Source organism: Micromonospora pisi, from assembly GCF_003633685.1.
GTDB lineage: Bacteria > Actinomycetota > Actinomycetes > Mycobacteriales > Micromonosporaceae > Micromonospora_G > Micromonospora_G pisi.
This window is the reverse complement of the sequence record NZ_RBKT01000001.1, coordinates 7,059,725-7,083,401: the sequence shown is the minus strand read 5'-3', so window position 1 is coordinate 7,083,401 and position 23,677 is coordinate 7,059,725. Positions and strand designations below refer to the sequence as shown.

Below are 23,677 nucleotides of genomic sequence, written 5' to 3'. Positions count from 1 at the left end.
CCCTATGACGCGTGTCAAGCCGTTGTTGTGGTGCCGTCGTCGTTCGACGGGACGGTGGGTTGGTAGGGGGTGCGGTCGCGGACCATGGCGTAGAGGACGTCGGTGCGGCGTCGGGCGAGGCAGAGAAGCGCTGAGGTGTGGTTCTTGCCCTCGGCGCGTTTCCGGTCGTAGTAGGCGCGGCTGTCAGGGTGCTTCAGGCTGGCGAACGCGGACAGGTACAGGGCTTGTTTGAGTGCCCGGTTCCCGCGCTGGGGCTGGCGTTCGCTACGGATGGTGCGTCCGGACTGGCGGGTGACGGGCGCCAGTCCGGCATAAGCAGCGAGGTGTCCGGAAGTACGGAACGTGCTGCCGTCGCCGAGGGTTAGCAGCAGCGCGACCGCGGTTCTGGCTCCGACGCCGGGCATCGAGATGAGCACCTCGACGAGGGGGTGCTCCTTCAGAAGGGTGTCCAGGTCGTGGGCGACAGACACCCGCTCGTCCAGGACCGCCAGCAGTTGGGCGGCGACACCGCTGATCACCCGCCCGTACTGCACGGTGGCGGGGATGACGACGCTCTGCTGTTCCAACGCGGTGTGGATCTGCGCCGGCAGGGTCAGCGCGAGACGCCGTGACCGTGGTGCCAGCGCTTGACGCAACGCGTCCTCGTCGAGTGCGCAAAGCTGCTGCGGAGTCCCTGCCGCGGTGAGTAGTTCCAGCACACCGCGGCGACGGAAGTGCTTGCCGAGTAACCGTTCCAGGGCTGGATGAACGTGTAGCAAGGCGTCGTGCAGCCGGTTGGTCAGCCGGGTCGCCTCGGCGGCGAGGTCGGCGTCGTAGCCGGCAAGCACACCCAAGGCGGTCACGGTCTCTTCGTCCGGGCCGACCCGCCGCAGGGTGTGCGGCAAAGTCCGGGCGGCGTCGGCGATGACGAATGCGTCTCGCGCGTCAGTCTTGCCCTCACCGGGATACAGGTCTGCGATGCGTCGCATCGCCAACCCAGGAAGGTAGCCGACCTCGATGTTCATGCTGCGGGCGACCGCGATCGCCAACGCCCCGATCGACGCGGGCTGGTCGACGACCATGAGCAGCCGGCCGTGCTCCGCCAGCTCGGCGAACAGCGCCCGCAGGGCGGGCTCGTCGTTAGGCAGCGCACGCTCGACCAGCCGCCGCCCGTCACGGTCGAGAGCCACCGCGTAGTGGGTTTCCCGGGCTACGTCAACGCCGCAGAAGATCTCGAATCCGCGGCCCCCGCCGGGGCTGATGTCATGGGACTTGGTCAACAGGCGCTCCTTGTCACGGTGGGTAGGCCAGCCGCGGACGACGCGCCGGCAGCCACGCTACAAAGGCCTCCACACTGCACCGGCCAGGTCCCTATAAGCGGTCACGAACGCCCTGCGGTCCCGGTGACACCACCTCTGAGATCATGACGACAGGAGCCATGAGTCATGCCGAAACCGCTGGCCTACACCCCCAACACGAGGGCTCCAAGAACGTAACGGGAGCCAGATCCGGACGTGGATCGACGCCAGAGGTCAAGACGGAGCGGCACGGTGCTGGCTGAGGGTAGCGCGCACGGACAGCGGCAGTTGTGCGCGGCCGGTCATCGCCGCGGCGGACGAACAGGCCGTACGAAGAAGCGGTAGTCGACGTCTGACGACTGGCTCTGGCACACATTTTGTGAGTCGCGTTCGTCGGTAGTTCGGGTTGAGTGCGCGGGTGGAGATCATCTCGGCGTTGCTTCCGCATCTGGTGGGGTTGCGGCTGGAAGCGGTGGTGGTGCGGGGCGTCGGGGTCAGGATCGACGCGGCGACACAGACGGTGCAAATGCCGTGCGGCGCTTGCGGCACCTGGTCGTCCACCATGCATGGTCGATATGTTCGGCGGTTGGCCGATGTCAGGTTGGGAGGCCATGAGGTGCTGCTCGCGCTGACGGTCCGCCGATTCGCCTGCGTCAACAGCGGGTGCCGGCGGCGGACGTTTGTCGAGCAGGTGCCTGGGCTGACCCGTCGACATGCCCGTCACACGGTCCTGGCGGCGGGTGACCTGGAAGCAGTCGCGGTGGCGCTGGGCGGCCGACCGGGCAGCCGGTTGGCGCATCGGTTGACGGTGTCGGTGTCCCGGATGACGTTGATCCGGATGATCCGGCGGATGCCCGACCCGCCACCGGTGACGCCGACGGTGCTGGGCGTGGACGACTTCGCCCGACGCCGTGGGCACCGATACGGCACCGTGCTGATCGACATGCACTCTCGCCGGCCGATCGACGTCCTACCCGACCGCACCGCAGACACCCTCGCCGCCTGGCTGCGCGAGCACCCCGGAGTCCAGATCATCTGCCGCGACCGCGGCGGCGGCTACGCCGACGGCGCCCGCAAGGGAGCACCTGACGCGATTCAGGTCGCCGACCGGTGGCACCTGCTCAAGAACCTCAGCGACACCATCGAGAAGGTCATCCGTGGGCACCGCCGCTGCCTACGCACGCACACCGATCCGATACCCGTCCTGGCCACGCCGCCCACGGTCGAGCCGGTCACGACGGGACGCCGCGCGGCCAACACTCGCCAACGCCACGCCGCCGTGCATGCCCTGGGGGCCGAAGGGCTATCGATCAGCGCGACCACCCGCCGCCTCGACATGAACGTCAGAACCGCCCACAAGTACGCCCGCGCCGCCACCGCCGAGACGTTGATCGGCCCGAACGCCAGCAGCCGACCCAGCGTCCTCGCCCCATTCCACCCCTACCTGCGGCAACGCCTCACCGACGGCGTCCACGAAACAGCTGACCTGCATGCCGAGATCGTGGCCTGCGGCTATCACGGCAGCCTGCGCGTGCTGCACGACTGGCTCACCACGAACCGCACCCGACCCACCGCCATAACTGTCCCGGTGCCATCGGCCCAGCGGATCACCGCCTGGATCATGCGCCCCGGACACAAACTCACCGAGGACGACCACACCGACCTCGCCGACGCCTGCAGTCGTTGCCCGGACCTCGACACCATCGCCGACCTCGCCCGCGGGTTCGCCGCACTGGTCCGCCACCAAGGCACCGGACAACACCTCAACGCCTGGATCAACCGCGCCCGGCACGCCGGATATCCAGAGTTACGCGGCTTCGCCGCCGGTCTGGTCAGCGACCGCGACGCCGTCGTCGCCGGCCTCACCCAACCCTGGAGCTCGGGCCCGGTCGAAGGCCAGGTCAACCGCATCAAAACGATCAAGCGACAGATGTACGGCCGCGCGAACCTCGACCTCCTCCGCAAACGCGTCCTAGCCACCCCATGAACCACCCGAAGATCAGTCACAAAATGTGTGCCAGAGCCAGACTTCAGCCGCCGTTGACAGGTTCGTGCGTTCGGCGGCCTTACTATGGTCGCCGCTCAATCACACCGGTGGGTTGGACGCTTTCACCGGTGACGCCGAGCTGATGGGTTGGGGCGAACGTCTGCTCGCCTCGAACCGCTCCTGGGCGTCATCGACTGCGTCGGCGTACCTGGTGGCCCAGGCGCGCCGGTGTCGGCGTAGCGGTTGAACAGGTCGCAGGAGAACAATCCGGCGTCGGCCAAGACCAACATGTCGGGTTGCACCGCACAGGTCAGGTCAGGTCAGGTCAGGTGCCAGGGTGCGTTCCCGGATACGGCAGGGGCCCCAGCACGGCGCCGATGATCGCGTGGCTGCCACCCTCGGCGAGGGCCGCGACGTGCAACTTCGGGTACGCCGACGCCTCGGGCCCACGGAGTCCGGTACACCGCAAGTGATGCAAGCAGGATCAGCGCGAGGAGCACCGCTCCACCGTCGGCGACGAGCGAGGGCAGCGGTCCTGCCGTACCGAATCGGTCTTTTGTGACCCCGAAGACCTCGTGCGGAATGACGACCACGCCGGCTGCCTGCGTCGCGTTGACGAGTATCGCGACCCAGAAGACTCAGGCATGCCCGCGACGGCAAACAACCCGACGGCGTTTCCCACGAAATACAGGCTGCAGACAATACGGAAGCCGAGGAGGATACCGGGTGCCTGCGACTGGGCGTCCGCCTCCGAACGCCCCGCCAGCCGCCGTGCACGGACTCCAGGTCGATGATGACGAAGTTCTGCGCAGCGGTACCGACGACGAAGACCAGGGAGCAGATCACCACGGCGGTCTGCATCGAGACGGTCATCGAGCTGTTGTTGCCGTTGACCAAGGAACCGGGCAGGGTGCGAAAGCATCCGCGTCGGCACGTGGTCGACAGGATCCTGTACGTGATGCGAACAGGGTATTCGTGGCGGCAGTTGCCGGTGGCACCCATCTCAATCACTCACCGAGTCGGACTGCTCCAGTCTCTGCCTGGCTCTTCGGAGGGTGGTCTTGGCCATGGCCAGCCAGTAGGGCGAATGAATCTCGGTCCAGATAGAGACTGCCGCCTGGGCGCGCCGTTGTGCGAGATCCGGTCTCCCAGCCAATAACTGAGCTTCGGCCAGGCAGTGTAAGGCGGCCGCTTCCCCCCAGCGGTTGGCTGCGGCTCGGTAGATCCAGAGACATTCGGCCAGAACGCGCCGGCCCTCGACCGCTCTGCCCTGTTTGATGAGGACATCGCCGAGCCAGCACGCGGCGTGGGTGGCGGTCAGCTGGTCGCCCAGGGACAGGCTGATGCGCTCGGCGTTCCGGTAGCGCCGCTCGGCTGCGGCGTAGTCCCCCCGCAGCCGGCTGATCTGCCCGAGGCAGCGCCACGCCTGCGCCTGCCCCGGCAGGTAACCCGTGGCCTCGCTGCGCCACAGGCTTTTGTCGAACATTGTCGCTGCCTCACCGAGACGGCCCTGTTCCATCAGCGTGACCCCGAGACCGGTGGTCGCATAGATGAGGCAGTTGTCATTGCCGGCACTGCCCGCCAGGTTGATCGCCTTGCCGAAGAACTCTTCCGCCTCGGCGTACTTGCTCTGCAACCGGTACAGGTAGGCCAGCCCGGCTGAGGTACTGGCGAGGCGGGCCTCGTCGGCGGGATCAAGCATCGCGATCGACGCGTGGTAATAGCGTTCTGCCGCCGGGTAGTCGTCCACGATCGTCGACAGTTCACCCAGGTTTCGCCGCAGGCTGGCCCCGATCGGGCCGCTGGGTGCCTGAACCAGCGCACCCGCGTGCAGGTGCAGCCAGTCGTCGAAGTAACCCGAGAGTTGCATGAATGGCGCGAGAGCCACTATCAGACCAGCTGCGGGCAGTGGTGCGGACGGGAGCATGTCTTCGGCGAGCGCCTTGAGGAATCCGTACTCGTCCCTGAACCAGGCGAGCGGATCGTTCAGGACCGCGTCACGCGTTTGAGCGCTGAATGACCAGGGAGGGGCGGCGAATGGCACCTCGTCGAAGTCGGTGTTGATACGGTTGCCGGCGGCGCACGCCAGGCCCAGCGCCCCGCCGAGCATCCGCAGCCTTCCCCGCTCCGTCTCGGCCGGCGTGAGGATCTGTGTGGCCCTGTCGCGCGAGAACGCCGAGACCAGGTCATGCATTTGGTAGCGCGGTGAGGCGCCTTCGGTGTAACGCACCCGTAGCAGGTGCAGCTCCACCAGGTCTTCGAGAAGCTTCGCCGCGTCAGCTGGTGAGACGTCCATCAGGGCCGCCAGTGCCCACGGGGCGACGTCGACGGTGTTGAGCTGCGCCAGATAGGACAGCGCCTCCTGCTGAGGTCTGGATAGTGCCGCATACGTCAGCTCGATGCTGGCACGTACCGCCACATCGCCGACCGTGAGTTCGTCGAGCTTTCGATGCTCGTCGGCAAGAGCCCTGGCCAGGGCGCTCAGGGGCATGTCCGGTCGGGCTGCCAGGCGCGCTGCGGCGATCCACACCGCCAGCGGCAGGCGGGCGCAACGGTTGACGATCTGGAACGCGGAGGGTTGTTCCTGGGAGACCCGCTCCTCGCCGATTATGCACCTGACCATCTCCAGTGCCTCCGCCTCGCTGAGCATTCTCAGCGGGACCCGGTAGCCGTCCAGCCCGGGTAGGACACTCCGGCTGGTGATGATGGTGGCGGTCCTCGGCCCCGAGACGATGAGTCCCTGGAGGTCCCGACCTGCGGCGGCATTGTCGAGAACGATGAGTACGCTTCGCTGCGCGAGCAGGCTGCGGTAAAGGTTGATGCGGTCTTCGAGCGCGGCGGGAACAGAGTGGCTGTTGACGCCGAGTGTGCGCAGGAAGACACCGAGAACGTGCCAGGAGTTGCCCGACTGGGGCTGCGGGCCACGCAGATCAGCGAACAGTTGTCCGTCCGGAAACTGTTCGACGGCCAGTTGCGCCAGCCGGACCGCGAGGGTGGTTTTTCCGACGCCGGCAGGGCCGGTGATCAGTACCGTACGCGCGCTCTGCCCGCCGGCCAGCAGGATCCGGCCGGCTCGGGCCAGTTCCGCCTTCCGCCCGACGAACGAGGTCGGCCCGCTTGGCAGCAGGTACGGTGTGACCAGGCCCGTGTCAACGGGAGCGACGACGGCCGGCTCCCCCTCGGCTTCCAGCCGAGCCAGCTGACGGCGCAGGCGCACCCACTCAGCCACCTCGTCCGGCGTCAGCTCGCACGCCTCGGCGACAGCGATGACGAGGTCCATCGACGGCAGGGTTGGTCGTTGGAGCGCCGAACTCAGGGTGCTCGCGGGCAGGAACCGTCCTCTCTCCCGGGCCAGACGTGCCAGATCACGGAAGGAGCGCCCCGACCAGGCTTTCAGCTGGCGGAGCGCTCCCACGTATTCCTCTGGGGTGGTTGCCTTGCTGGGCACAGGTGCTCGATCTTGCACGCTGAGGAGTTTAACTGGCTCGATTCAACTCACAACCGTGGCAAGTCGGATGCTCATGAGGACGTTTTGCTGACCAGAGCGATCGGCCGGGTAAGCCGCGGCCACCCTCCTGGTGCGCATCGCGTCGGTGCCGGGATCAGACGCCGCAGGCCAGCGTTGTCGTCGACGTCTTGGACGCGCCGGTGGAGGCGTTGTAGATCGCGCCCTTGAAAGTCTCGCTACCCGTACCCGAGCAGGTGTGACTGGTGGAGCGGCTCGTGTTACCGCTGAAGCTGACGTAGTTCAACAACTCCCAGCTCGCGCCGTTCCAGACGTAGAGCTGCGTTTCCCAGCCGGATGAGGCGCCGCAGCCTGCGGTGGTGCCCGTGGTGACCGCCCTGCCGCCGCTCTTGACCGGCGTCGAGATGGTCCAACTGCACGCTGCCTGAGCGGGCTGAACGGTGACTACCGACGCCCCGGCCCCCAGAATGCATGCCGCCGCCACCACGGCCCCCCGTTGCCACAATGTGCGCATCATGATTTGTTCCCTTCAAATAGATGCTCTCTCTTCGGACGGCGCCGCGAAGTGGAAGTGGCTAGTTGTTGTTACGCCACCAGGACGACCATCCGGAACAGCCCCAGGCGCCGCATGCCCGGAACCGCACCCGACTGCCTTGATCACCGTAAAGGTGGGTCGTGCTGTCCTCGTAGAAGTCGTAGTTGCACACGCCCCATTCACCCTCGCCCTCGAGGTTCTGGCAGTCGCCGCTGCGGTAACCGTTCCACGCCCCGTCGTAGTAGAGCTGGTTCTCCCAGATGCCGATGGCCGCCTAGGGCGTGTCGCGGTCATAGACCCAGATCTGGTCACCATAGGCCCGGAAGCAGACCTGGGCCGGTGACGGCGAACTGGAGGGGGGGGAGGTGGAGCGTTCAGGCAGTTTGCCACGTCAGGCGGCGGTCCGGCCGGAGTCGCGATGGTCGCTGCAGCCGGCGCGCGGTGAGCAGGACGAAGAAGGCCACCAGGGCCACGACGAAAGCTGGGCGCGCCGCTCTTTTGGCCGACATGGGGCGAGCCAATCATCACCACTCATCCCGAACAAGGCATCATGGTGTACGAAACCGTACGGATCTGTCCCGGACAATTGAAGACGGTAGTCAAACGTGGGACACGCTGCGGATTTGCGACCGGCTCAATTCCGTACGCAATCAAGATGCGGTGCTTTTGTTCGATTTCGACCCCAATGTGGCAAATGATCGTCTAGACATTTTGATAGCGCCATCCATAGTCTCGTGTCAGTGTTAGTCACTACTAGGGGAGGCGTTATGAATAAGTTTTCCGCTGTGCGTTCTATCGGTCGTGGATTCGGTTCCACTGCCGCAGCCGTACTGGTGGCTGGGGCGATGCTGACGGTTTCTTCCGCGCCAGCCGCTGCGGCCACTGCCGCTGGCTGCCGTGACGGATCGGCAAGCATCTCGGGCGCCTACCTGCAATTCTCCATGTGTTGGGACTCGTCCGGGACGATGGTCGATTACTGGCTCGAGGACACCGCCGCCGACGGACGCCGCGCGGAGCTTTACCTCCAGTACCCCGGCAGCGGCTCGAGCGGGGTGGAGGTTGACGAGGTCACTGGAGGTGCCGGCGACTGGTCGGAGGCGTGGTGGTTCAACGGCAGTGCAACCAGCAACGTTTATCCCAAGCTGTGCACCAGTGATGCCAATACCGACCGCAGGTGCACCGGCTGGCTGTGATCTGAGGGGCGGCCCGCGAGTGGCGTGGTGAATACGCCCCCGGGGGCAATCTCACCCTGGTTCCGAAGTCGCGACGATCGTCGCCCTGGTGCCCGTTGATGAGGCGTCAGGGCGGCGTTCGGAACGCGATGAGCCCCGACGGCAACCGTCTGACTGGGTGACGTGTCAGCGGGCGGAAAGTCCGCTTAGATGTTCGTCGCGACGGCTACCGAGGCTCCTTGGCGAGCCATGAATTCAGGTCGCCGTAGTGGGCGGCGTGCGGCGGGTCATTTGTCACTGAAACACCCACCAATTTTGTTGCGTTGATTGCAGATCACCTTTGGGAGACGTTATGGGCAGATTTTCCGCTGTGCGTTCTATCGGTCGTGGGCTCGCTTCCACTGCCGCAGCCGTACTGGTGGCTGGGGCGATGCTGACGGTGTCTTCCACGCCAGCCGCTGCCGCACCTGCCGCCGGCTGCCGTGACGGATCGGCAACCATCTCAGGCGCCTACCTCCATTTTTCGATGTGCTGGGACGCTGTCAGTGGTACCTGGGTCGACTACTGGCTTGAGGACACCGCCACCGACGGACGCCGCGCCGAACTGTGGCTCCAGCACCCGGGCACCGGCGCGAGTGGTGAGGAGATTGACGAGGTGACGGGAGGCAACGGTGACCTCTCAATCAGCTTTTGGTACGAAGTCTCCGTTACCAGCAACGTCTACCCCAAGCTGTGCACCAGCGACGCCAACACCGACCGCAGGTGCTCAGGCTGGCTGTGATCTGAGCGGCACGACGCAGACAGCCGTCACAAAGGTCCGTGTGAAGCCCCTCCACCCCCGTGGTTGGAGGGGATTCACCATGCGGATCAGGCGTTTACGGACGAGGCCCGGTTTGAAGTGACCCCCTGAGACCGGGCACCTCCTGACTTGGCATCCTGCCGAGGAGGAGGAAATCGCTGTGGCTCGACAGAGCAAGTACCCCGAGGAGTTCCGCCGCCAGGCTGCGGCGTTGGTGCTCGACTCCGGTCGCACGATCCGGGACGTGGGCCGAGAGTTGGGCGTCAACCACGAGACGTTGCGTAACTGGGTCGACCGGCTGCGGCAGGAACGTGATGGCGGCCGGCCCAGTGACCTGGCCGCTGACGAGCGGGCCGAGCTCCTGCGGCTGCGTCGTCAGGTCGCCCAGTTGGAGTTGGAGAAGGAGATCTTGAAAAAAGCCGCGGTCTTCTTCGCACGCGAGACGGAGCGGTGAACCGGACCGACGTGTACCGGTTCATCGACGCCGAGAAGACCAGCTACCCGGTCCGTCTACTCTGCCGCCTCCTCGGCGTCGGCCACAGCGCCTACTACCAGTGGCTGCGCGCCGGCCGGCAACGTGCCGCCGACCGGGAACGCCACGACCAGCACCGGGCCGAGGTGCCTGGTCTGAACACTGCGGCGTTTTACGGCGCCCGCCGACTCACCGTCGAACTGCACGAACGCGGCCACCGGTGGAACCGCAAGGCGGTAGCGAGGCTGATGCGCCTGGCCGACATCGAGGGAGCCCACCGCCGGCGACGCGGCAAGCCTCGCCGCAGGGCCGCGTCCACGGCGACCGCACCGGACCTGGTCCAGCGACAGTTCACCGCCATCGCCCCGAACCGGCTGTGGGTCGGCGACATCTCCTACCTGCGCACCTGGGAAGGATTCCTTTACCTCGCGGTGGTCGTCGACGCCTACTCCCGCCGGGTCGTCGGCTGGGCCATGGCCGACCACCTGCGCACCGAACTGATCCTCGACGCGGTCGGCATGGCTATCCAGCACCGCCGACCCGCCCGCGATCAGGTCATTCATCACTCGGATCGCGGGACCCAGTACACGTCCTTCGAGTTCGGCCGGACCCTGCGTTCCTGCGGCGTCCCGGCCTCCATGGGTTCAGTCGCCGACTGCTACGACAACGCCCTCGCCGAGACGTTCTTCGCGACCTTGAAAACCGAACTGGTCTACACCCGCGCCTGGCCCAGCCGACACGAGTTGGAGATGGAGGTGTTCTCCTACATCGAGGGCTTCTACAACCCTCGCCGCCGGCACAGTCGTCTGGGTAACGTCAGCCCCGACACCTACGAAAAAGTCCACCGAGAGTCCCTGACAGACATCGAGGTGTCCGGCCAATAGGGGTCACTTCAATGGTCGAGCGGCGGAGACCTGATCGGCGTGACCGATGTCGCGCTCTCGATAGTTGATCTTAGAGGGCGTTTTAATCAGGTCCGGGATGGGTTGACCCGGCTTGGCCGGGCCGAGTGCTGGGCCGATCGGGCGGCCATATTGCGACTATAGACGCCATTCGGCCCGGTTCACGCCGCATCAAAATGCCAGCTTCGTCCCACGGGACGTGTCTGATTCAAGAAGTTGAGTAATCGTCGGACTTGGTGTGCGCTCCATTCCCGTCCATCCACAGTGGACCGATTGCGTGACCAAGCGACCCGCCTACCCTTCCGACCTGTCCGACGCCCGCTGGGCCCTGATCGAGCCCCGGCTGACCGCCGGGCGCCAGGCCCGCACCGACGCCGGAGTCCGCGGACGAACCGCCACCCACGACCTCCGAGAAATCTTCAACGGAATCCTCTACGTCAACCGCACCGGCATCGCCTGGCGCTACCTGCCCCACGACCTCCCACCATGGCAAACCGTCTACTGGTACTTCGCGACCTGGACAGGCGACAGCATCTCCACCCAGCTCAACTACGACCTCACCGGACTGGCCCGCACCAAGGCCGGACGCGCCGCGCAGCCGACCGCCCGCGTGATCGACACCCAGAGCGTGAAGACCTCCACCAACGCACCCCTGCCCACGCAGGGCACCGACGCCGGCAAGAAGATCGTCGGACGCAAACGCGGCATCGTCACCGACACCCTCGGCCTACTCCTCGCGGTCGTCGTCACCGCCGCCAGCGCCAGCGACAACACCATCGGCATCAACCTGCTCGACCAAGCCAAAGCCGCCCACCCCGGCCTGTCGAAGACCTGGGTCGACGCCGGCTTCAGGAACAAGGTGATCGAACATGGCGCCGCCCTCGGCGTCGACGTCGAAGTCGTCACCAAAGACTCGCGCATCAAGGGGTTCTCACTGGTCAAACGCCGTTGGGTCGTCGAACGCACCCTCGGCTGGCTCATGCTCCACCGGCGCCTGGCCCGCGACTACGAAGCCCTGCCCGACAACTCCGCCAGCATGATCCGCATCGCGATGATCGACAACCTGACCAAACGCGTCACCGCCGAAACCACCCCAACCTGGCGAGACGACTGAAGACGGCATCACTCACAAAATTCGTGAATTAGACGCCCTCTCAGAACGCCACGTCGTCTACGACATCGACACCCACGCGGCCACGGGCGTACCGGTACAGGGCCGGCGCATGCCGATCGTAGAGAACCGTGAACAGGGAACGGTCCGACAGAGAGGCACTCACGTACCAGGCATCCGATTCCTGCTCCACCCCGGGCCGCCGGTCAACCAGCATCAACAGCACCACGATCTGCTCGCCCCACTCCGAACCCCCTCTTGACCTACCTGCCGTCACCTATGTATCGCCGCCAAGGCGTTTCGAGTTCACGTGGCCGCCGAATCGCCGATCCGGCCCGGTTCGACGGGCGTGGGGTGGGCGATGGCAGTGCTGCGAGACTGCCAGGCGACGGTTCTGCGGTCGATGACGACAGCCTGGACCCGCAAGGCATGGCGCTTGAGCTGATCGACGCGATCCATGAACGTGAGCCACCCCCGCTTTCATGGAGCTTCTTGATCATGGTCTGATGGCCGTGGGGAGGAAGTTTCTGTGGTCGCACCGAAGAAGTACCCCGATGAGCTACGTCAGCGTGCTGTGCGTTTGTACCGCGAGTCGGACCCGAAGCCGGTGATCCGGCGCCTGGCCGAGCAACTCGGCGTGCATCACGAGGCGTTGCGGAACTGGATCAGGCAGGCCGAGGCTGATGCGGGTGAGCGTCACGACCGGCCCACCAGCGAGATGGCCGAGGAGAACCGGCGGCTGCGTAAAGAGGTAGGCGAGCTGCGGCGGGCGAACGAGATCCTGAAGGCGGCGAGCGCGTATTTCGCGGCGGAGTTCGACCCGACCCGGCGACGGTCATGAGGTTCATCCACGAACATCGTGACCAGTTCGCGGTCGCGCTCCTACTACGGGTCCTCAACATCGGCGCCTCGACGTACTACGCGTGGGTCAAGCAGGCCGAACAGCCCTGCGACCGCGACGTGGTCGACCTGGGCCTGCTCTCCAACATCCACGAGGTCTGGGCCACGTCCGGGCACACCTACGGCGCGGACCGGGTACACCGGCAGCTACGCCGCGACGGCATCCGGGTGGGCCGCAAGCGGGTCGAGCGGTTGATGGCCGCCCAGGGCTGGCAGGGCGCGTTCCTCCGTCGCGGCTGGCGCGGCGGCTCCACGAAGCAGGACCCACGGCACACGCCGGCACCGGACCTGGTCAACCGGCAGTTCACCGCTGCCGGGCCGAACCGGCTGTGGGTCGCCGACGCCACTCGCATCCCCTGCGGCGAGGGCGTGTTCTGGCTCGCTGCGGTCCGCGACGTCTTCTCCCGCCGCATCGTCGGGTGGAAGACCTCCGACCGCTGCGACACCGACCTGATCCTCGCCGCCCTCGAATACGGCATCTGGTCCCGCGACGTCCGCGACGGCCAGTTGATCCACCACTCGGACAGGGGCTCGAACTACACGTCGTTCCGCTTCACCGAACGCCTGCAAGACAACGGAATCCTGCCCTCGATGGGCTCCGTCGGCGACTCGTACGACAACGCACTGATGGAGAACTTCTGGTCCACCCTGAAGATCGAACTGGTCTACCGCACGAGCTGGCGGACGCGAGACGAGGCCGAGAACGCGATCTTCGCCTACATCGACGGCTGGTACAACACCCGCCGCATCCAAAAGGAACTCGGCTACCTCAGCCCCGACGAGTACGAAACCGCCTGGCGTATCCGCCAGAGCAACCCAGCCGAGCCACCTATCGCCACCCCTGCGCCGGCCGGCAGCAGGTAACCACCGCTCCATCAAAGCGGGGGGAACTCACTATCCCCGGTGGACAACTGGCATTGCGGACCGGTACGGCGTCCGGGCTGGTCGTGGTCGACATCGACCCCCGCAACGGTGGCGACACCGCCATGCGCAACCTGATCGTGGCCGGGCTGTTGCCGGCAACCGCGCACGTCGTCACCGGCTCTGGTGGGCGGCACCTGTACTACCAGCACCCCGGCACGCCGATTCCATGCAGCCAGGGCAAGCCCGGCATGGGGCTCGGTCCGGGCATCGACGTGAAAGCCGACGGCGGCTACGTCGTACTCCCGCCGTCCGTGCACCCAGCCACCGGCCGCCGGTACCGGTGGATACCGGGTCGACAAGTGGAGGAGATGCCCCCCGCACTGGTTCAGGCGTGCCAACCGGCCGTGCCGGCACCGCCGCCCACCCCGGCCGCGCCGATCAGCACCCGTGAGGTGGGGGGCATCTCCCATCCCGATCGGCTGTTGGCTGCCCACCTCGACGCGATCACCCGCGCCCCGGAAGGCACCCGGCGGACCACCCTCTACGGCGCCGCACGTGGCGTAGCCCGAATGGTTGCCGCCGACGCCATTGACCAGGCCGACGCCATCAACGCACTCACCACCGCCGGCCGGAAGGCCGAACAGACCGAGCGGGACATCCGCGCCGCCATCCGGGACGGGTTCCGAGCCGAAGGGCTCACGGCATGACCGGCCAGCCGCACCGGCATGTGGTGACCTTCTCCGGCGGTATCACGAGTTGGGCTGTGGCCAGGAAGGTCGCCGAGACCTACGGGACCAAACACCTCACACTGCTGTTCGCTGACACCCTGGTCGAAGACGAAGACCTCTACCGGTTCATTGACCAAGCCGCTGCCGACATCGGGGTACCCATTACCCGGGTAGCGGACGGGCGCACGCCGTGGGACGTGTTCTCCGACCAGCGCATCATCGGAAACTCCCTCATCGCTCCGTGCTCCAAGCTACTCAAGCAGGTTCCTTCCCGGCGGTGGCTTGAGCAGCACACCGATCCCGATCACACGACCGTCTACGTCGGCATCGACTGGACCGAAACCCACCGGCTTCCCGCGATCGAAGCCGGCCACCGGCCCTGGCAGGTGAAAGCACCCCTGTGCGACCCGCCGTTCAGCGACAAGAGCGACCTTCTCGACGCTGCTCGCAAGGCGGGCATCACCCCACCCCGGCTCTACGAACTCGGCTTCGCGCACAACAACTGCGGCGGCGCATGCGTCCGCGCCGGCCAGGCGCAATGGGCGCGGCTGCTCAAGGTCTTCCCCGACCGGTACGCCGCCAACGAAGCCGCCGAACAACACATGCGAACCACCCTCGGCAAGAACGTCGCCATCCTGCGCGACCGCCGAGGCGGCACCGTGCGACCGCTTCCTCTCACCGACCTGCGCCACCGCATCACCAGTACCAGCACACGCGCCACCTCCGAAGCCCCCTACGACCCCAACGACTGGGGCGGATGCGGCTGCTACACCGCCACCGAGGAGAAACCCATGACACCACCCGCACCCACGACCCTCCCCGGCCGCACTTACAGCAGCGCCAGTGAATCCATGACCAACCCGAACCAGCCGACCAACGGCGCGGCGATCCTGGACGACCTACACGCCTGCCTCACCCGGTACGTCATCCTGCCCTCACCGGAAGCCGTTGACGCCGTGGTGCTGTGGATCGCGGCCAGCCACGCGCTACCGGCATGGGCACACGCCCCCCGACTCGTCATCCGGGCACCAGAAAAGCGCTGTGGGAAGTCCCGCCTGCTCGACATCGTGGAAGGCACCTGCCACAACCCACTCATCACCGTCAACGCCTCCCCCGCCGCCGTGTACCGGGCCATCGGCACCGACCGCCCACCGACCCTGCTCGTAGACGAAGCCGACACCATCTTCGGCAACGGCAAGGCCGAAGCGAACGAAGACCTACGCGGCCTGCTCAACGCCGGCCACCAGCGCAACCGGGCCGCAATTCGGTGGGACAGCAACACGCACAGCCTGGAAAAGATCCCCACCTTCGCTATGGCCGCACTCGCCGGCATCGGCGCCATGCCCGACACCATCGAAGACCGGGCCGTCGTCGTGCGGATGCGCCGCCGGGCGCCAGGCGAGACGGTGGCACCGTACCGACACCGACGCGACAGCCCGGCGCTGCGACGGGTGGCCGAAAGGCTGACCGAATGGCTCGGCGCCCACCTGGCCGACCTTGAAGCCGCCGAACCGGCTATGCCGGTCGAAGACCGGGCCGCCGACACCTGGGAACCCCTCGTGGCCGTCGCTGACCTCGCCCGAGGAACCTGGCCACAACGCGCACGGATCGCGGTTACCACTCTCACCGCGGAAGCCGACGACGCCTGCAACGTCTCCACCCGCGTCCGCCTGCTCGCCGACATCCGCACCGCGTTCACCGTCCTCGGGGAGCCGACCGCCGCGCCGACCGGTGACCTGCTCACCGTGCTCAACGGCGACCCGGAAGCGCCCTGGGCCGACTCGGGCCCAACTGGGCTGACCGGGAAGAAGCTTGGGGACCACCTGCGGGAGTTCGGGATCAAGTCCGACACCATCCGCTTCCGTGTCGGCCAGGCCAAGGGCTACACCCGCGACGCCTTTACCGACGCGTGGAACCGGTACTGCCCCGCAACACCGCCGGAGCCCGCCACCGGGGTACCCGTACCATCCGTACCAACGTCGTTTCCGCAGGTCATCCCCGGTACGGATCACCTGCCTGGTACGGATCAATCCGTACCACGAACCACCCGCGCGCATGTCCCTGGTACGCATCAATCCGTACCAGCACACCAATCCGTACCAGCCCTGAGCAGGGAAAACGAGGTTGGTACGGATGGTACGGATACCCCCCGGCCACGTGTCACCGACCGCCTGGCGTGACCGGCCGCCGAGCCGCTGAATCAGCCCGCTCAAGTGCTGTGAGAGTCTTCGCCCCCTCCACGGATACCCTGCCGACCGGAAAGGCACCTACCGTGCGACTCGTGGCCCGAAACGGCGACGCCACCATCCCTCACCCCCAGGAAGACGAAGCGTTCAACCTCTCCGCGAAGCCCTTCATGTCGACCGAGGAACTTGCCGAACTGCTCGACGTGGACCCGTCGACCATTCGCCGTTGGCGCACAGCGCCACCGGTCCAGGGACCACCCTTCATCCAGATCTCAGAGCGAGTCGTGAAGTACGCAACGGCGGACGTACAGCGGTGGCTGTCCGCGCGCCGTGTGAACCCGGAGGCGGCGTGATGGCAAGTCCTCAACAACCCCCGATCGGCGTCACGCTGTCGCCCGACGTGGAACACCGCCCGGGGCGGACACTGGCGTACCGAGCGCGTGTCCGCTGGACCGACCCGGTCACCAAAGAACGCCGGTCCAAGTCGACATCCACCGAAACACCCGAGGAAGCACAGCAGTGGATTGACGACATGACGAACGCTGCTGCCAGCGGCCTCGACCCACTGGCAGCAACGATGCGCCTCACCGACTACGGCGAGAGCGTCATGACGTTGGCGCTACGCGGCTTGGAGCGCAAGACGCTCGACCCTTACCTTGCCGGGTGGCGAAAGCGGGTCGTGCCGACACTCGGACACATCCCCGTCCGCATGATTTCCAACGGCGCCGTAGACCGGGCCGTACATGGCTGGATCGCGGACGGCTGTGGCCGGTCCACAGTGAAGAACACCATCGCCGTGCTCGTGCGAGTCATGGAGCAGGCCGTGCGTGATGGCATCCGGGATCGAAACCCCGCCGTCGTTACCGGGTGGCAGCACGAATTCAAGCTGGCAGAAGACGAGCTGGACGACCCGCGTTCGCTCGCACTCGCGGACTGGGAAGCGCTCACCACGCTTGCCGCCGCACTCGTGGCCGCATCCGCAAACGAATACGCCGGATGGTCCGACGTGGTTCTCTTCGCCGCCTGCACCGCGGCCCGCATCGGTGAGGTTTCCGGGGTCCGCGCCGAGGACATCGACCGGGAAACGTGGATGTGGACGGTACGCCGACAGACCACCGCCGGACCGGGTGGCCTGATCGACAAGGGGACAAAGGGAAAGCGGGCACGACTCGTGCCCCTGATCGAAGAGATTCAGCCAATCGTCGCCCGGCGCCTGGACGTCGCCACCAAGCCAGACTCGCGGCTGTTCGTCGGCCCGCGCGGCGGACGGATCAGCACTGCGGTACTTCGGGACGCGACGCACTGGGATGACGTGGTGGTCAGTTTGGGGTACGAACACCTACGCCGGCACGACCTACGGCACACCGGGCTGACGTGGATGGCCGACGCTGGCGTACCGGTGCACGTGCTCCAACGGATCGCAGGACACGGCCAGCTCACCACGACCCAGCGGTACCTACACCCGGACCGGCGAGCGTTCAGGGACGCGGGTGCGGCGCTGAGTGCGCACCTGAAGGCACGTCGGTCCCCAGATGGTCCCCAGCTACGCGTCGTCTAGATCGCTACGGACTACCTCACCGCTAACACGAAGGAAGCCGTTGACCAGGGCTTATGCTCTGATCAACGGCTTCCTTAGCAACTGTCGGGACGGCCGGATTCGAACCGACGACCCCTTGACCCCCAGTCAAGTGCGCTACCAAACTGCGCCACGTCCCGTTGCTACCACTTCGTACCCGGTGCGGCAGCCGCTACAGAGTAGCGCAGTCGCATCAGGCCTCGCACACAGGCCCTCTCCGTCTTTCACCTTCCGTCGCCCGCCCCACACCCCCTACCGCCGTCCTAGGAAGATAGGCGGATGGGGAGTGTGGGGCGGAGACGGAAGGGGGGCTTACCGGGTCAGCCGTGGGCCTTGCCGCGGCCACCCGGGCCGAGCTTCTTGCGCGGGCGGACCGACACCTCGACGGGGCTGCCCTCGAAGCCGAACTCCTCGCGCAGCTTGCGCTCGACGAACCGCTGGTAGCCGGCGTCGAGTGGGCCGGTGGTGAAGAGCACGAACCGGGGCGGGCGGGTGCCCGCCTGGGTGGCGAAGAGCACGCGTGGCGCGCGCCCGCCGCGTACCGGGTGCGGGGTGGCCTGGACCAGGGCGGTGAGCCACTGGTTGAGCTGCCCGGTCGGCACCCGGGTCTCCCAGCTTGCCAGCGCGGTACGTAGCGCCGGCGCGAGCCGGTCCACGGAACGGCCGGTCTTGGCCGAGACGTTGACCCGGATCGCCCACGGAATGCGCCGCAGTTCCCGCTCGATCTCCTTGTCCAGGTAGTACCTCCGGTCGGTGTCGACCAGGTCCCACTTGTTGAAGGCGATCACCAGTGCCCGGCCGCTCTCGGTGACCATGGACAGCACCCGCTGGTCCTGCTCACTGATCGGCTCGGCGGCGTCCAGCAGAACCACCGCGACCTCGGCCGCCTCGATCGCACCAGCGGTACGGAGGCTGGCGTAGTACTCGGTGCCGCTGGCCTTGCCGACGCGCTTGCGCAGGCCGGCGGTGTCGATCAATTGCCAGGTTTCGCCGCCGATCTGGACCAGGCTGTCGACCGGGTCGACGGTGGTGCCCGCCACCGAGTCGACCACCGCGCGGTCCTCCTTGGCGAGCCGGTTGAGCAGGCTCGACTTGCCGACGTTCGGCCGGCCGACCAGGGCGACCCGGCGCGGCCCACGCGGGGCGTTCTCATTGATCGGCGGCGGGTCGGGCAGCGCGTCCAGGATCGCGTCGAGCAGGTCACCGGCGCCCCGGCCGTGTAGTGCGGAGATCGGGAACGGCTCGCCGAGCCCGAGCGACCAGAGCGAGGTCGCCTCGATCTCGGTGGCCGCGTTGTCCACCTTGTTCGCGATCAGGATCACCGGTTTCGCGCTGCGACGCAGCATCCGTACCGCCGCTTCGTCGACGTCGGTGGCGCCAACCACGGCGTCGACGACGAAGAGCACGACGTCGGCGGTCGCGACCGCGATCTCGGCCTGGGCGGCGATCGCGGCGGCCCGGTCACGGGCGTCCGGTTCCCAACCACCGGTGTCGACCACCGTGAACTGCCGGCCGGACCACTGGGCGTCGTACGGCACCCGGTCCCGGGTCACCCCGGGTACGTCCTCTACGACCGCCTGCCGGCGGCCGATGATCCGGTTGACCAGGGTCGACTTGCCGACGTTGGGGCGGCCGACGACCGCGACCACCGGTACCGGCCCGGTCTCTTCGACCTCAAGATCGGGCTCTCGCAGCTCGATCCAGCCATCGTCCGGGCTCATGCCACTGCCTCGTTCCGCTTGTTGACTCTGGGGAATCCGGCTCGAAGCCGGTTGGTGCGGGCACTCATGCGTCGACCTTGCCGTCGAGCAGGTCACGCAGGCGGGCCACGACCTGCTCGATGTTCATCGCCGTGGTGTCGAGTACGACCGCGTCGCTCGCCTGCTGGAGTGGGTCGGCTGAGCGGGTGGAGTCGAGCCGGTCCCGGCGGGCGAGGTCGGCCGCGGTGGTGTTGACGTCGGTGGCGTACTCGGCGCTGCGTCGTTGGGCGCGGGCGTCGGCGGAGGCGGTGAGGTAGACCTTCAGGTCAGCGTCGGGCGCGACCACGGAGCCGATGTCCCGGCCCTCCACGACGATCCGCTCGGCCGCCGAGATGATGCCCCGCTGCATGGCGACGAGCAGTTCCCGTACGGCCGGGACCGCCGACACGGCGGAGACGGCACCGGTCACCTCGGGGCCGCGGATCTCCTGGTCGATACCGACCCCGTCGGCGCTGACCCAGGTTGCGTCGGGCTCCACGCCGATCGCCAGGTCGACCTCGCCAGCGACCTTGACCACGGCCTCGGCGTCCTTCGGGTCGACCCCGGCGCGTAGGACCGCCCAGGTGATCGCCCGGTACATGGCACCGGTGTCGAGGTAGCGGGCGTCGAGCGCGCTCGCCAGCCGCCGGGAAACGGTGGACTTACCTGAGCCGGACGGGCCGTCCACGGCGACCACACATCGCCCGGTCCGTACCTTTTCCGCCACCGCTCCTCCTTCTTCAGTTTCGGTACATACCGGCCTTGATCCCGGCCAGCGAGGTCGCTCATCCGCACACGAAGGTGCACTCGTCGTCGTCCATCATGCCCCGTCGGTCGGATCACCCCGCGTGCGGCTCTGTGCCGGGGGACCCACGCCACCCCGGACGACCGGCACCGAGGGCCGCGGGCCGGCCGCTGGCGACCCCGACGGTACGGGTGCGCCCGGGCCGCCCGGTGGCCGAGCGTGCCACCCCGGGTGGTCAAAGGTGAGGTGAATCTTGGTCGACGCGCTCCCGGAGATTTTGCCGGACAGTGCCGGGGAGTCCGATTCCGGGCACCGCTGGGCTGGTGGGGTGGTTCCGCCGGCCGTACCGCCGCTATCGCCGGTCAGTCACCGACGGCCTTGAAGAGCGCGGCGATCTCCGCGTTGGTCAGCCGACGGGTGCGGCCGGCGCGCAGGTCACCGAGGTGGATCGGGCCGATCTGGGTACGGACCAGCCGGGACACGGGGTGGCCCACCTCGTCGAGGAGCCGGCGGACGATGTGCTTGCGCCCCTCGTGCAGCACCAGTTCGATCTGGGCGGTACGTCCGAGCGTGTCGATCAGCTTGAACGAGTCGACCTTCGCGGAGCCGTCCTCGAGTTCCACCCCGGTCAGGAGTCGACGGCCGACCGAGCGGGGCAGGGGGCCCGCGACCTCGCACAGGTACGTCTTCTGGACCCCGTACGAGGGGTGTGTGAGCCGGTGGGCGAGGGTGCCGTCGTTGGTGAGCAGCAGCAGGCCCTCACTGTCGGCATCGAGCCGCCCGACGTGGTAGACCCGCTCCTCCACCCGGTCGAGGAAGTCCGCGAGCGCCGTCCGGCCCTTCTCGTCGGCCATCGTCGAGACGACCCCGCGGGGCTTGTTCATCGCGAGGTAGACCAGCCGGGTGTCGGTGATGAGTCGCTCGCCGTCGACGTGGATCACCGACGTGGCCGGGTCGACCTTGTCTCCGAGCTCGGCGACCCTTCCGTCGACGGTGACCCGGCGGCGGAAGATCAGGTCTTCGCAGGCGCGCCGCGAGCCGACGCCAGCGGCGGCGAGCACCTTCTGTAGCCGTTCGGCGCCTTCCTGCGCGCCGAATTCGCCCTGTTGGCCGACACCACCATTCGGTCGGTCGGTTGCCCTCCCGGTGGTGCGGGTCACCCGGGTACGGCTGTCATCGCGGGGCATCGGCTATCTCTTCCAGATCGTCGGGGAGGAACGGGGCCAGCGGGGGGAGTTCGTCGACGGTGTTCAGCCCGAGCTTCTCGAGGAACAATGTCGTCGTACGGTAGAGGAAGGCACCGCTGTCCGGTTCGCTGCCGCACTCCTCCACCAGGCCGCGTGTTACCAGGGTACGGATGACCCCGTCGCAGTTGACACCGCGGATGGCGGAGATCCGTGACCGGGTGACCGGCTGCTTGTAGGCGACCACCGCCAGTGTCTCCAGCGCCGCCTGGGTGAGCCGGACAGCCTGCCCGTTAAGGACGAACCGCTCGACGTACGTCGCGTATTCCGGGCGGGTGTAGAGCCGCCATCCGCCGGCTGCCCGGCGAAGGTCGAATCCGTGCCCGGCGGAGGTGTATCCGTCGGCGATCCGCTCGAGCATATCGGCGACCCGGTCCGTGGGCTGTTCCAGCACCTGGGCCAGGACGATCTCCGCGACCGGCTCGTCGACGACCAGCAGGATCGCCTCGAGGGCGGCGCGCAGCTCGTCGTCGTCGACCAACGCCAGCCGGGCGGGCTCCTCGGCGGGTACGGCCGGCGGCTCGACCGGAGCGGCGAGCATCGGGCCGGTGGGCGCTACCGGAGGCTCGAACGCCCCGACGACCTCGTCGACCTTGTCGACCTCGTGCGCCTCGTTCGCCCCGGGGACCTCGTGCGCCTCGTTCGCCCCGGGGACCTCGTCGGCCTCGTCGACCCCGGCCGACGGCGCGGCCCGGTCCACCCCAGCCGGCGGGTCGACCTCAATCGGCGGAGCCGGATCGTCCGTTCTGTCGGCGTCTACCGGTTCGTCCGCCGGGGCCGACTCGACGGAGTCGACGGGCGCGGTGGACTCGGTCGACTCCCCCGGCGCTTCGGCTGGTCGCTGCGCCGGGGTCGACACCTGTCGGGCCCACGGGGGCACCCAGGCGGCGGCCTGGTCGGCCAGGGAGTCCGGGGAGTCCCGCCGTTCCTCGCTGGTCATCCTGGCTCCTCCTCCGTGGTCCGCTCGCGAGCGCCGCCGCTGTCGGCCGGGCTGTCGGCCGGGCTGTCGGGACCCTCCGGCTGCGGCTGGCCGCCTTCCGGTGACGGCGGCGCGGTGGCGGGCGCGGGGGAACCGGCGTACTCGTCGATGTCGAGCTCGGTGCCGCCGTCGGCAGGGCCGGTCCACCGTACGGTGAGCTCGCCGAGCGCCTGTACCTGGGTGAAGCCGACCAGGCCCTCGCGGTACAGCTCCAGCAGGGCCAGGAACCGGGCCACCACCTCGAGGGTCGACTCGCAGTCGGCACAGAGCAGGCGGAACGTGGCGGTGCCCATCCGGCGCAACCGGTCCCGCAGAATGGCCGCGTGCTCACGGACGCTGACCCGTACCTCGTGAATGTGGGCGATCGAGACCACCGGTACCGGCTTCGGGGTCATCGCCTTGATCGCTAGCTTGAGCAGGCGTTCCGGTCCGATGCCGAGGACCAGGTCGGGCAGGGCCTGGGCGTACCGGTCCTCCAGGCTGACCGCGCGCGGGTAGCGCCGCGACCCGACGGACTCCAACCCGGCGATGTGGCTCGCCGCCTCCTTGAACGCCTTGTACTGCAACAGCCGGGCGAAGAGCAGGTCCCGCGCCTCCAACAGGGCCAGGTCTTCCTCGTCCTCGACCTCGGCGGCGGGCAGCAGCCGGGCCGCTTTCAGGTCAAGCAGGGTCGCGGCGATGAGCAGGAACTCGCTGGCCTCGTCGAGGTCCCAGTCGTCGCCCATCGCCCGGATGTAGGCGATGAACTCGTCGGTGACCTGGTGCAGGGCGACCTCGGTCACGTCGAGCTTGTGTTTGCCGATCAACTGCAACAGCAGGTCGAACGGGCCGGTGAAGTTGGCCAGCCGTACGGTGAATCCGGTCGTCGGCTCGGCGGGCGCCTCGTCCTGGGTGACGACATCCCCTGCGGCCGACGGATCGTCGGTGACCAGCGGCGGGCCCTCGGCGTCGGCTGCTTCGGCCGGAGGCTGCTCGGCGGGCGGGGCGGTCACCCG

Annotated in this window: 22 protein-coding genes, 1 tRNA gene and 1 pseudogene; 13 read left to right on the top strand and 11 right to left on the bottom strand. The window is 67.6% G+C overall.

Going from position 1 to position 23,677, the window contains the following annotated elements; all coding sequences use genetic code 11:
• Positions 1-14: 14 nt before the first annotated feature.
• Complete coding sequence (locus BDK92_RS30670; RefSeq protein ID WP_425462200.1) at positions 15-1,259, bottom strand: IS110 family RNA-guided transposase; 1,245 nt, start codon at positions 1,257-1,259, stop codon at positions 15-17.
• Positions 1,260-1,695: 436 nt separating this feature from the next.
• Between BDK92_RS30670 and BDK92_RS30665 the strand changes: the two genes are divergently transcribed.
• Complete coding sequence (locus BDK92_RS30665; protein WP_121159886.1) at positions 1,696-3,264, top strand: ISL3 family transposase; 1,569 nt, start codon at positions 1,696-1,698, stop codon at positions 3,262-3,264.
• A 790-nt stretch (positions 3,265-4,054) separates the two neighbouring features.
• Positions 4,055-4,246, top strand: a pseudogene (locus BDK92_RS41300) (transposase); the annotation flags it as partial.
• Between the two features lie 21 nt (positions 4,247-4,267).
• On the opposite strand, the gene BDK92_RS30655 reads toward BDK92_RS41300, so the two are convergent.
• The gene (locus tag BDK92_RS30655; RefSeq protein ID WP_121159884.1) at positions 4,268-6,544 is read right to left on the bottom strand and encodes an AAA family ATPase; all 2,277 of its coding nucleotides are present in this window, start codon (positions 6,542-6,544) and stop codon (positions 4,268-4,270) included.
• Positions 6,545-6,866: 322 nt separating this feature from the next.
• Entirely contained in the window at positions 6,867-7,247 is a 381-nt protein-coding gene (locus BDK92_RS30650) for a hypothetical protein (RefSeq protein ID WP_121159883.1), read from the bottom strand.
• Between the two features lie 785 nt (positions 7,248-8,032).
• Here BDK92_RS30650 and BDK92_RS38615 point away from each other — a divergent pair.
• From BDK92_RS38615 to BDK92_RS30625, 5 genes are all read left to right on the top strand, one after another.
• Positions 8,033-8,458 carry a hypothetical protein gene (locus tag BDK92_RS38615; RefSeq protein ID WP_147457166.1) on the top strand — a complete coding sequence of 142 codons (426 nt, stop codon included), beginning with the start codon at positions 8,033-8,035 and terminating at the stop codon, positions 8,456-8,458.
• Positions 8,459-8,867: 409 nt separating this feature from the next.
• A complete protein-coding gene (locus tag BDK92_RS30640; protein ID WP_147457165.1) occupies positions 8,868-9,218 on the top strand; it encodes a hypothetical protein in 351 nt (116 codons plus the stop codon).
• Positions 9,219-9,396: 178 nt separating this feature from the next.
• Entirely contained in the window at positions 9,397-9,690 is a 294-nt protein-coding gene (locus BDK92_RS30635) for a transposase (RefSeq protein ID WP_170208738.1), read from the top strand.
• Positions 9,687-10,592, top strand: coding sequence for an IS3 family transposase (locus tag BDK92_RS30630; RefSeq protein WP_121159879.1), 906 nt, complete (start codon positions 9,687-9,689; stop codon positions 10,590-10,592). Before BDK92_RS30635 ends, BDK92_RS30630 begins: the two co-directional genes overlap by 4 nt.
• 295 nt (positions 10,593-10,887) lie before the next feature.
• On the top strand, positions 10,888-11,724 hold the full coding sequence (locus BDK92_RS30625; RefSeq protein WP_121159878.1) for an IS5 family transposase: 837 nt from the start codon (positions 10,888-10,890) through the stop codon (positions 11,722-11,724).
• 40 nt (positions 11,725-11,764) lie between these two features.
• Here BDK92_RS30625 and BDK92_RS30620 read toward each other — a convergent pair whose 3' ends face one another.
• Positions 11,765-11,950, bottom strand: a complete 186-nt coding sequence (locus BDK92_RS30620; RefSeq protein WP_147457164.1) for a hypothetical protein — start codon at positions 11,948-11,950, stop codon at positions 11,765-11,767.
• A gap of 77 nt (positions 11,951-12,027) precedes the next feature.
• On the bottom strand, positions 12,028-12,180 hold the full coding sequence (locus tag BDK92_RS39245; protein ID WP_170208737.1) for a hypothetical protein: 153 nt from the start codon (positions 12,178-12,180) through the stop codon (positions 12,028-12,030).
• 70 nt (positions 12,181-12,250) lie between these two features.
• Between BDK92_RS39245 and BDK92_RS30615 the strand changes: the two genes are divergently transcribed.
• From BDK92_RS30615 to BDK92_RS30590, 6 genes are all read left to right on the top strand, one after another.
• Positions 12,251-12,562 carry a transposase gene (locus BDK92_RS30615; RefSeq protein WP_121153559.1) on the top strand — a complete coding sequence of 104 codons (312 nt, stop codon included), beginning with the start codon at positions 12,251-12,253 and terminating at the stop codon, positions 12,560-12,562.
• Positions 12,559-13,485 carry an IS3 family transposase gene (locus BDK92_RS40510; RefSeq protein ID WP_121153561.1) on the top strand — a complete coding sequence of 309 codons (927 nt, stop codon included), beginning with the start codon at positions 12,559-12,561 and terminating at the stop codon, positions 13,483-13,485. Before BDK92_RS30615 ends, BDK92_RS40510 begins: the two co-directional genes overlap by 4 nt.
• On the top strand, positions 13,416-14,192 hold the full coding sequence (locus BDK92_RS30605; protein WP_246017595.1) for a bifunctional DNA primase/polymerase: 777 nt from the start codon (positions 13,416-13,418) through the stop codon (positions 14,190-14,192). Before BDK92_RS40510 ends, BDK92_RS30605 begins: the two co-directional genes overlap by 70 nt.
• A gap of 872 nt (positions 14,193-15,064) precedes the next feature.
• Positions 15,065-16,393 carry a DUF3631 domain-containing protein gene (locus BDK92_RS30600; protein ID WP_121162732.1) on the top strand — a complete coding sequence of 443 codons (1,329 nt, stop codon included), beginning with the start codon at positions 15,065-15,067 and terminating at the stop codon, positions 16,391-16,393.
• Positions 16,394-16,569: 176 nt separating this feature from the next.
• A complete protein-coding gene (locus BDK92_RS30595; protein ID WP_121162731.1) occupies positions 16,570-16,752 on the top strand; it encodes a helix-turn-helix domain-containing protein in 183 nt (60 codons plus the stop codon).
• Entirely contained in the window at positions 16,752-17,957 is a 1,206-nt protein-coding gene (locus tag BDK92_RS30590; protein WP_121159876.1) for a tyrosine-type recombinase/integrase, read from the top strand. Before BDK92_RS30595 ends, BDK92_RS30590 begins: the two co-directional genes overlap by 1 nt.
• 84 nt (positions 17,958-18,041) lie before the next feature.
• Here BDK92_RS30590 and BDK92_RS30585 read toward each other — a convergent pair.
• From BDK92_RS30585 to BDK92_RS30560, 6 genes are all read right to left on the bottom strand, one after another.
• Positions 18,042-18,115: transfer RNA gene (locus BDK92_RS30585), tRNA-Pro, on the bottom strand.
• 180 nt (positions 18,116-18,295) lie between these two features.
• Positions 18,296-19,696, bottom strand: coding sequence for a ribosome biogenesis GTPase Der (der, locus tag BDK92_RS30580; protein WP_121159875.1), 1,401 nt, complete (start codon positions 19,694-19,696; stop codon positions 18,296-18,298).
• A gap of 64 nt (positions 19,697-19,760) precedes the next feature.
• Positions 19,761-20,441: a (d)CMP kinase gene (gene cmk / locus BDK92_RS30575; protein ID WP_121159874.1), complete on the bottom strand. Its 681-nt coding sequence runs from the start codon at positions 20,439-20,441 to the stop codon at positions 19,761-19,763.
• A 380-nt stretch (positions 20,442-20,821) separates the two neighbouring features.
• The gene (locus BDK92_RS30570) at positions 20,822-21,646 is read right to left on the bottom strand and encodes a pseudouridine synthase (protein ID WP_121159873.1); all 825 of its coding nucleotides are present in this window, start codon (positions 21,644-21,646) and stop codon (positions 20,822-20,824) included.
• A complete protein-coding gene (gene scpB / locus BDK92_RS30565) occupies positions 21,633-22,643 on the bottom strand; it encodes an SMC-Scp complex subunit ScpB (RefSeq protein ID WP_121159872.1) in 1,011 nt (336 codons plus the stop codon). Before scpB ends, BDK92_RS30570 begins: the two co-directional genes overlap by 14 nt.
• Entirely contained in the window at positions 22,640-23,674 is a 1,035-nt protein-coding gene (locus BDK92_RS30560) for a segregation and condensation protein A (RefSeq protein ID WP_246017332.1), read from the bottom strand. Before BDK92_RS30560 ends, scpB begins: the two co-directional genes overlap by 4 nt.
• Positions 23,675-23,677 lie beyond the last annotated feature (3 nt).